At 70.0% G+C, this 8,662-nt stretch carries 9 protein-coding genes and 1 pseudogene; 2 read left to right on the forward strand and 8 right to left on the reverse strand.

What is annotated here, in order from left to right; all coding sequences use genetic code 11:
- On the reverse strand, positions 1–453 hold a 453-nt coding region (locus FUT87_RS13570; RefSeq protein ID WP_147241367.1), incomplete at its 3' end, for a 2-hydroxychromene-2-carboxylate isomerase.
- 220 nt (positions 454–673) lie between these two features.
- Between FUT87_RS13570 and FUT87_RS13575 the strand changes: the two are divergent.
- Positions 674–1,419: pseudogene (locus FUT87_RS13575) on the forward strand (response regulator).
- On the opposite strand, the gene FUT87_RS13580 reads toward FUT87_RS13575, so the two are convergent.
- The gene (locus tag FUT87_RS13580) at positions 1,416–1,994 is read right to left on the reverse strand and encodes a thioredoxin family protein (RefSeq protein ID WP_147241368.1); all 579 of its coding nucleotides are present in this window, start codon (positions 1,992–1,994) and stop codon (positions 1,416–1,418) included. The pseudogene FUT87_RS13575 and the gene FUT87_RS13580 overlap by 4 nt on opposite strands.
- A 187-nt stretch (positions 1,995–2,181) precedes the next feature.
- Positions 2,182–2,832 (reverse strand): TetR/AcrR family transcriptional regulator, encoded by a 651-nt coding sequence (locus tag FUT87_RS13585; RefSeq protein WP_147241369.1) that lies wholly within the window; start codon positions 2,830–2,832, stop codon positions 2,182–2,184.
- A gap of 88 nt (positions 2,833–2,920) precedes the next feature.
- On the opposite strand from FUT87_RS13585, the gene FUT87_RS13590 reads away from it, so the two are divergent.
- On the forward strand, positions 2,921–3,319 hold the full coding sequence (locus FUT87_RS13590) for a DUF3331 domain-containing protein (protein ID WP_186830528.1): 399 nt from the start codon (positions 2,921–2,923) through the stop codon (positions 3,317–3,319).
- A 183-nt stretch (positions 3,320–3,502) separates the two neighbouring features.
- On the opposite strand, the gene FUT87_RS13595 is transcribed toward FUT87_RS13590, so the two are convergent.
- The 5 genes from FUT87_RS13595 to FUT87_RS13615 form a co-directional block, all read right to left on the reverse strand.
- Positions 3,503–4,873: an SLC13 family permease gene (locus FUT87_RS13595; RefSeq protein ID WP_147241371.1), complete on the reverse strand. Its 1,371-nt coding sequence runs from the start codon at positions 4,871–4,873 to the stop codon at positions 3,503–3,505.
- Positions 4,874–5,155: 282 nt separating this feature from the next.
- Positions 5,156–6,118, reverse strand: coding sequence for an ACP S-malonyltransferase (locus tag FUT87_RS13600; protein WP_147241372.1), 963 nt, complete (start codon positions 6,116–6,118; stop codon positions 5,156–5,158).
- Positions 6,119–6,136: 18 nt separating this feature from the next.
- Entirely contained in the window at positions 6,137–7,087 is a 951-nt protein-coding gene (gene mdcB, locus FUT87_RS13605; protein WP_255511821.1) for a triphosphoribosyl-dephospho-CoA synthase MdcB, read from the reverse strand.
- 65 nt (positions 7,088–7,152) lie between these two features.
- Entirely contained in the window at positions 7,153–7,845 is a 693-nt protein-coding gene (mdcG, locus tag FUT87_RS13610; protein WP_147241374.1) for a malonate decarboxylase holo-[acyl-carrier-protein] synthase, read from the reverse strand.
- Positions 7,842–8,543, reverse strand: a complete 702-nt coding sequence (locus FUT87_RS13615) for a biotin-independent malonate decarboxylase subunit gamma (protein WP_147241375.1) — start codon at positions 8,541–8,543, stop codon at positions 7,842–7,844. The genes mdcG and FUT87_RS13615 overlap by 4 nt, the downstream gene beginning before the upstream one ends.
- Positions 8,544–8,662: the final 119 nt, after the last annotated feature.

The raw sequence follows: 8,662 nt of genomic DNA on the forward strand, positions 1-8,662 counted from the left end.
GGCGGAGCGGGCCAGGCGCTCGGCAGGCAGGGACTGCTCGCCCAGGATCGCGGTCAGCGTGGCGGCGTCGGCGATGTCGCGTTGCTGCTCCCAGACCGCACGCAGCAACGCGCCGGTCAGGCGCAGCGCTGCCTCCGCGCCGTCGGCCTCGTCGACCGCGATGATCAGCCGCGCCGCCGCATGCGGCACGACGGGGAAGAAGGTCGGCTCCACATGCATCGGCATGCCCAGATGGCGCGAGAAGCGCCGCAGCTCCAGCAGCCGATAGGCCTGGCGCTGGGCGGGGCGCTGCGACAGCGGCAGGCCGCCGGAGACCGAGAACAGCTTGAGCAGGTCGATCGGGATCGGGCGCACCGTGGCGCCCGCCTCGCGCGCGATGGCGACGAAGCGCTCGTGGCCGAGGTAGGTCCAGGGGCTGTGGGGAGCGAGGAAGTAATCGATGACGCGGCTCACGGGGGTCTCCGGTGCGGTGACGCTGGGGATGAGGTCGAATGGCGGCGGCGGCGCCGCAGGCTGGTTTATAGGCGCGCGGCTCCCGTTTGTGGCGGGCTTTGTATGGGCGTGTATCCGCGTCCCGCACCGGAGACACAACATTGCCCCGGCCGACGCCACGCGGGCTGCGGGCCGCTACATTCCGGCTCATCCCGTCCCCAGCGTTCCGCCTTCCACGCCCATGCAGACGACCGCGCCCACCCAGGACCATGTCCTGATCGTCGACGACGACCGCGAGATCCGCGAGTTGCTCACCACCTACCTGACCCGCAACGGCCTGCGCGCCACCGCGGTGCCGACCGGCCGGCACATGCGCATCGCGATGGAGACCGGCGGCCCCTTCGACCTGGTGATCCTGGACCTGATGCTGCCGGGCGAGGATGGCCTGTCGCTGTGCCGAGACCTGCGGGCCGGCCGGCACAAGGCGACGCCGGTCATCATGCTGACCGCGCGGGGCGACGAGGCCGACCGCATTCTTGGCCTGGAGATGGGCGCGGACGATTACCTGGCCAAGCCCTTCGCGGCGCGCGAGCTGCTGGCGCGGATCAAGTCGGTGCTGCGGCGCGCGCGCATGCTGCCGCCCAACATGCGCTCGTCGGACGAGTCGCCGCGACTGCCTTCGGCGATTGGGTGCTGGACACGATCGAGCGTCACCTGGTCGATGCCCAGGGCACGGTGGTGCCGCTCAGCGGCGCGGAGTACCGGCTGCTGCGCGTGTTCCTGGACCACCCGCAGCGGGTGCTGAGCCGCGACCAGCTGCTCGGCCTCACGCAGGGGCGCGAGGCCGAGCTCTTCGAGCGCTCGATCGACCTGCTCGTCAGCCGCATCCGCCAGCGGCTGCGCGACGACGCGCGCGAGCCCAAATACATCAAGACGGTCCGCAGCGAGGGCTACGTGCTGTCGATGGCCGTCGAGGGCCGCGATTAGGCCGGCTGCTTCAGCAGCGCCTGGATCTGCGCTTCGGTCTGCTGGTAGGCGCCCTCGCCGAAGTGGGTGTAGACGACCTTGCCCTGCTTGTCGACGAGGTACAGCGCCGGCCAGTAGCGGTTGCTGTAGTTCTTCCACGTCTTGAAGTCGTTGTCCTGCGCCACCGGATGGGTGATGCCCAGCCGCGTGATGGCCTCCTTCAAGCCCGCCAGCGACTTCTCTTCCTCGTACTCGGGCGAATGCACGCCGACGACGACCAGGCCCTGGTCCTTGTACTTCTCATGCCAGGCCTTCACGTAGGGCAGGGCGTTCAGGCAGTTGATGCAGGTGTAGGTCCAGAAGTCGACCAGCACCACCTTGCCGCGCAGCTCCTCCATCTTCAGCGGCGGGCTGTTGACCCAGCTGTTGATGCCGGCGAAGGCGGGCGCCGGCTTGCCGGTCATGCCGCCGCCGCCCAGCAGCGAAGCGGCCGCCGCGTCGGTGGACATCGTCGGCAGCGAGAGCGCCACGGTGGCCGCGGCGGCGGCACCGGCCAGCGCCAGCGGGAGCAGGGAACGTCGGGAGATCGATCGCATGGGGAATCCTTTCCAGGCCAGCAGCGGGAGGCTGCGATGGAGCGGATTCTTCGAGCGCGGGCCGATGGGCGATACGGCTTTCGTATGCCCGTGTATCCGGCCTGGGAAGGAAAGACGATCCGATGCGCGAGGACACATCACCGCACTGGCGACAGCGACACATCGCCCCGCTTGAGCAATCGTGCGATCAGCGCAGCAGGTGCAGTGCCACGTCCGTGAGCTCGCGCTTGAAGCGGCCCGGGTCGTCCGGCAGCGGGGAGACCGCGCGCAGCACATGCGCATACGCCACCGTCTTGCTGATGCCTTGCATCAGCACCGAGAACAGCAGCGCCGGATCGCAGCGGCGCAGCTCGCCGGCATCCATCGCGTCGCTGAACAGCGGCAGGCAGACGGCGTGGAAAGGCCGCACCATCACGTCGACCAGCACGTTGAGCCGCTCGCCTTCCTCGGTCGCCGCCGTCGAGAAGAAGATGCCGATGTCCGGGTGCTCGAAGACGCGGTCGATGAACGCCAGCAGGCAGTGCTCGACCCGCTGCCGCGGTCCCAGCGACGCGTCGGCGCGCAGCGCCGCCGTCGTCTCCAGCATCGGCTCGAGGAGCTCCCTGATCTGCTCCACCACCGCGAGCCACAGCGCTTCCTTCGATCCGAAATGATGGGCGATCAGCGCCGGATCGACCTCGGCCTGGCGCGCGATCTCACGGACGCTGGTGGCTTCATATCCCCGCAGCGCAAAGGTGCGCCGCGCGACGCGCAGCAGTTCATCGGCGCCGCGGGCGCAATCCGCGCTCGGCCGTCCGCGACGCCGCGGCGCCCCGACGGTCCTTGGGGTCTTATTCATGCGCTGGCTGCCTTTGTTATATTCATCACCCGTTGAATTATTTCAGGCTTCGACGCCGATTGTCGGCGGACGTGAAAGGCGGTGCGGCATGCACAGCAATCTGGCAAACGATCCAACGCGCGAGGGTTGGCTGCGCACGGTGTCTTGGCTCGGGAACGGCGGCGTGCCCGATACGCCTCACCCCTCAACCTCCAAGGCCCGCTCCAACCGCAACCACGACAGCACCAGCCTCTCCCTGCGGCCTCCCCCCACCATCCACGTCCTCGATCGACCCACGCCGCGCACAGCCGCCATCTCGTGGTCCGACGCAGGCGCCTGCCATTACGGCTATCAAATCTGGGACATGGTGCCGTCCAAACGCGATGGCATCTGCGTGCTCAGCGGCGCCAGCATTCGCGCGGGGGACCTCATCTACACACCGAGGGTCGATGAGCCGTCACCCATCAACGCAGGGGAAATGATCGCGGCGGCGTTTGTGGACGCTTGATCGGGAAGCACAGCGCGAGGAGCTCGGCGCTTGGCCGGGGCCGCCGGCGAAGCCGAAGCTCAGGGCGCCAACTCGCGACGCTGACCTTCGGCTCGCTCTGCTCAAACAGACGGCGCCCCAGTCAGTTGACGAAGCTTCGGCTTCGCCGGCGGCCCCGGCCAAGCACCCGACGGACTGCGGTGGTCAGAGCAGGACGAAGAGGGACCAGACGACGATCGGGGCAATCACCGTCACGGCAGCGCCGTAGAGCAGCAACATGCGGAAGAAGCGGTCGCGGTCCATGCCCTTGGCGTTGGCAAGGACCAGCGCGCCGTTCGTCGAGAAGGGGCTCACGTCAACGATCGTCGAGGACACCGCCATCGCAGCGATGAAACCAATCGCCATGCCGGCGTTGTCTCCCGTCAGGAACGGCACACCGAGCGGAATCAACGAGCCCAGCACCGCCGTCGACGACGCGAAGGCCGACACCACCGCGCCCACGAAACACAACAGCAGCGCAGCCATCAGCGGCGACGTCAGGTTCGCGACACTGTGACCGACGTAGTCGATCGTCCCCATCTTCTCCATCACGCCCACATACGTGCTCACGCCGACGATCAACATGATCTCCGGCCACGACACCTGGCCCAGCGCACTCTTCTGCAGCCGCGGCTGCATCAGGCTCAGCACCAGGCCAATCGTGATCGACACGAAACCGATGTCCAGCTTGTAGCCCAGCGTCAGCACCGCCAGCAGCACCAGGCCCAGCGCCGTGATCACCTGGTGCACGCTCGTGGCCTGGAAAGTCTGCGTCTGCACCTGGCCCAGCATCGACGAACGACTCGCCGCGACACGCCGCCCTTCGCCATACGACTCGGCCTCCGCACCGCCGAAGACCTGCGGCCCACCCTGCGGGCGCGCCACCGGAGGAATCGGCGCCAGCTCGCCGTCCTCCTCGACACGGCCCCGTCGCATCAGCTTCAAACCGCCCAGCGCGAAGAACAGCCCCAGCGCGACCGCGAAGTTCACGCCGAAGCTGGCCAGCATGGTGGTGACCTCGCTGAGCGGCAGCCCCGCCTTCGCGACGATCTTGTTGGTGATGCCGCCGTAGATGCTCATCGGCGAGAACCCACCCGCCTGCGCGCCGTGGATCACCATCAGGCCCATCATCAGCGGATGGATGCCGTGGCGGGCCGCGAAGCCCAGCGCGATGGGCGCGATGATCGCCACCGCCGCCGGGCTCACCGCACCGACCGAGGTCAGCAGCGCCGCCACCAGGAACATGATCCACGGGATGGCGGCGATGCGGCCCCGCACCGCGCGCACGGCCAGTCGCACCAGCCAGTCGATCGTGCCGTTGTTCTGCGCGAGGGCGAAGAGGTAGGTGATGCCGGCGAGCGTCAGGAAGAGCTCGGCCGGGAAGCCGGCCATGATCGCTTTCGCGCTCATGCCGGCCACCAGCGTGCCCACCAGGAAGGCGCCGACGAAGGCGAGCACGCCCATGTTGATGGGCAGGGCGGTGGCCACCACGAACATGGCCCCGAGCGGAAGGATCGACATCCAGTGTGTGGTCATCGCTGTCTCCTGTTGCGGCGGTCCGGCATGTCGAGCACCGGCCGCTCCGTTCTTCATCGGTTTCTCATCGAGTCGCACGGTATCCAGCGCGCGAGCACGCTTCAATCAAGCTCCCAAGCGGACCGTTACGCGCGCTGCAACGATCGAGGGTGAACCCGCGCGCTGGTCACGGCTCACCGCTCACTGCTCGCATGTCGCATCGCCGACCGTTGACCGTTGACCGTTGACCGTCGACCGTCGACCGTCGACCGTCGACCGCTGGCTGCCATTCGCTGATCCCGCTCAGGTGTTGCAGCGCTCGATCCACGCGATCACGCCGTCGACGGTGCGGAACTCGTCTGCGGATCGCGCGGGGATCGACGGATGACGCCGCTGCCAGAGCCGAGCGAGCGCCTGGCCACCGCCGATCTCCAGCACGCACGACGGCGCGCGCGCCGCCAACTGGTCCATCACCGCATCCCATCGCACCGTCGTGGCGATCTGTCGCGACAGGCCGTCGCGCGCCTGCTCGGCGGTCCAGCTGCGATTGCCGTCGCTGTCGAACACTGGCAGCGCGGGCGCGTCCATCGCCGCGCCCGCCAGATCGACGGCGAAAGCCTCGGCGGCCGTCCGCATCAGCGGCGTGTGCGATGCCACCGTGACCGCCAGGCGCGTGCAGCGCGCGCCGCGTTCGGCCAGCGCGGCTTCGACCGCGTCGAGCGATCCGTCCGACAGAGACACCGCCTCAGGCCCGTGTGTATGCGAGTCGCTCAGCGGCCCGCCGATCACCACCGAATCGTCGCCATTGCGAATGGCGACGGTCACCGCCGAGCCGCGCAGGAGTTCGTCCACCGCGGCCGCGCCGAGGCCGGTGACGCCGCACAGGCCGCCGCGCCCCGTACTGCCCGCGGCATCCATGAGCGCGGCCCGACGCGCCGCCAGCGAGACCGCTCGCTCTGGACTGAACACGCCGGCCGCCGCACAGGCGGCAAGCTCGCCGACGCTGTAGCCGGCGAGGGCGTCGACCTCGATTGACGCGATGCGCAGCGCCGCACGGAGTTGAGTCCAGGCCGACACCGCGGTCGCGGTGATCAGCACCTGCGCATGTCGGTTGGCGTGAGCCCATGCCTCGTCGGCGAGCGCGGCCCGCCAGTCCTCGACGCGGAGCCGTGCCGCCATCGCGGCGATCGCCGCGTCACGCCGCAACCACGGCAACATTGCCGGATGCTGGTGGCCTTGCCCGCTGAAGACGATCGCGACGCTCACGAGCACTGCCCGAGGTGTTCACCGGCCGTCGACCGCATCGACCGCATCGACCGCGCTGATCGCATCGAGCGCGCCGACCGCACCGAGCGCATTGACTGCGCTGACCGCACCGGCCGCGCCGAACGCGCCGCCCGTATCGATCGAGCCGTCCGCATCAACCGCGCCGATGCGAACCATCCAACAGACGGCGGCCAGCATGTCGGCGGAGCCGCCGGGCGATAGCCGGCGCGCCTCGAAGTCCTGACCAATTGCCTCAGCCCGTGCGGTGGCAAAGGGATGCGCGGCGCCGCCGTCGGCGAGGAATCCGCGCGCCGCCTGCTGCGCGAAGCGCAGACCCTCCAGGCCGCCGCGATGCGCGAGGTTGCTGTCGTCGAGGGCTGCCATCAGATGGAAGAAGGTGTCGAGCTGTGCGCGCTCGTGCGACAAGCCACGCGCGCGCGCCGACCGCATCGCGGGCACCCCCACCTCGAAGACAGCGGGAAATCCGAGCGTCGCCTCTTCCGACGCACTGCGAAGCCCGTGCCGCCGCGCGGCCATGCCGCCGGGCAACATCGACGGACGCTGCGCGCGCCGATGCAGCGCCGCGCCCCAACGCTCGTCGAGCATCGCCCGCAGCGCCGCCGGCGTCAGCGGTCGGCTGGCCACGACGAGCGCGCCAGCACTTGCGCATAGCAGCCCCAGCAGGAAGATCGCGCCGCGATGGGTGTTGATGCCTCCGGTCGCCGCGAGCATGCGGGCCTCGGCCTCGATGCCGGCTCGCTCCAGGGCCTCGAAGTTTGCGCCGGCCATGCCCAGTCCGGCGATCCGGACGAAGTAGCCGCGCAGCGCGGCGATGCTGCGGAAGAAGGTCCGCGCGTCCATGTCGGCATGGCTGCCGTTGCTGGTCAGGGTGACCAGACCGGGCTTGGGCGACAGCGCCAGCTCGTCGTACAGCGCGGCTGCGGCGGCGCGGCCGAGGTCGCGGGCCACGGGCGCCAGGATCGCGTCAGCGTCGCGTGGGCGCCGGCCCAGCGGCCTCTGCTGCGCTGGCGCGCTCATGCCGCCACCTTCATGTCGCGGACGATCTCGCCCAGATCGCTGGCCAGTCGACAGCCGCTGAGGGTCTTCACCAGGATCGAGCGGCTGCCGCCGGCGCGCCAGGCCAACCACTCGCGCCACGACACCGCGGTGTCGCCGTCGAAGATCAGCTCGCCATCGAGCCTCAGCCCGGGGATCTCGGTGCGCGCGAGCAGCGCGGCGATCGTGTCGGCCTGGGCCGCATCCTGGACGCCCACCCAGAGGTCCACATCCGAATCCGCGCGCACATGCGCCATGCCGGTCAAGGCCTGCCAGCCGTAGCTGCCGTAGACGCGCGACTGGACGCCGTCCGCGGCGGCGGACCGGCACAGCCGATCCCACGCGGGCCGCGCCGCGGCGGGCAGCAGTTTGGTCAGCGCGCGCGCGACGGGGAACTCGTCGAAGAACAGCACCTCGCTCCGCGCGAGCATCACGCCAAGCCGGCGTGATTCCCAGCGCAGGGGCGCGGACAGCCCCGTCGCGATGCCGCCAGCGGTCGAGTCGGCGGCCGGGCCGGCGTCGCAGCGCTGCTGCGTGACCACCAGCGGCAGGCCACGCCCGGCCCACAGCGTCATGCATTCCCGCTCGACCGCGTCGCGAGCGCCCGCGCGCAGGCGTTCCCAGGCCGCGGGCGACGGATGCACGAGTTGATGTCGATGCAGACGGGTCATGGCGCCTCCAGCACGCGGTCCATCACGGCCGCGGCGAGCCGGCGACCGCCGCGCTGTGCGCCATCGAGCGCCCGGCGGTCCTCGGTCGGCGCATCGGCCAGCGCCTGGCGCAGCGCGGCCCGCAGGTAGCCGGTCCACACGCGCCGCACGCCGCCCATCGCCACGTAGTTCTCGACGCCCGGCGCGAAGACCGGGTTCGTCCGCGACAGCTCGGTCAGCATCGCCTCCGGCAGCTTGGTCACCCGCGACATCGCTGGAATGCGCATCACGCGGATCTCCGCCTGCGGCAGCGCATCGCAGGCGTCGGCGATCAGGCCCGACGTGATGAAGCCGCCCGACAGCGCCTGGTCGTAGACCAGGCCCAGCACGGGATGCCCGCGCCGGCGCGCGAGGTCGATGCTCATGCCGAGATGGGCCATCGCGCGGTTGATGCCCAGCAGCTCATCGCGTCGCCGCAGCTGCTGGCCCTGGGTGTCGATCAACAGCAGGATCGGCCGGCCCGGATGGCGGGCCACGGTGTCCAGCACCACGCGTGCCTGCGCCAGCGCGAGCCGCACGCCGATCGGCGCATGCCCGGTGGTGCCGACAACGGTCAGCGGTTCATCGTCGAGCGCGACCTCGCCGTGCAGCAGCTCGCCGTCCAGCGTCAGCCCGCGGTCCGAGCCGAACAGCGCCTCGGCCAAGGTCTTCCAGTCCATGTTCGAACTCCTTTGCGGTTCAGCGGTTCAACGGCTCATCGGCACGTCAGCTCAGCGGTGCTCGGGGACGGCCGCGTCGGTGCGCAGCGCAACGACCTCGGCCGCGTCCAGGTCCGGCA

This window comes from Mitsuaria sp. TWR114, from assembly GCF_007997345.1.

Bases quoted from the DNA above. Each gene is read 5' to 3' on its own strand.
- FUT87_RS13580 (WP_147241368.1), bottom strand. From the start codon at position 1,994: ATGCGATCGATCTCCCGACGTTCCCTGCTCCCGCTGGCGCTGGCCGGT.
- mdcG (WP_147241374.1), bottom strand. From the start codon at position 7,845: ATGACCCGTCTGCATCGACATCAACTCGTGCATCCGTCGCCCGCGGCC.
- FUT87_RS13585 (WP_147241369.1), bottom strand. From the start codon at position 2,832: ATGAATAAGACCCCAAGGACCGTCGGGGCGCCGCGGCGTCGCGGACGG.
- FUT87_RS13595 (WP_147241371.1), bottom strand. From the start codon at position 4,873: ATGACCACACACTGGATGTCGATCCTTCCGCTCGGGGCCATGTTCGTG.
- FUT87_RS13590 (WP_186830528.1), top strand. From the start codon at position 2,921: ATGCACAGCAATCTGGCAAACGATCCAACGCGCGAGGGTTGGCTGCGC.
- FUT87_RS13615 (WP_147241375.1), bottom strand. From the start codon at position 8,543: ATGGACTGGAAGACCTTGGCCGAGGCGCTGTTCGGCTCGGACCGCGGG.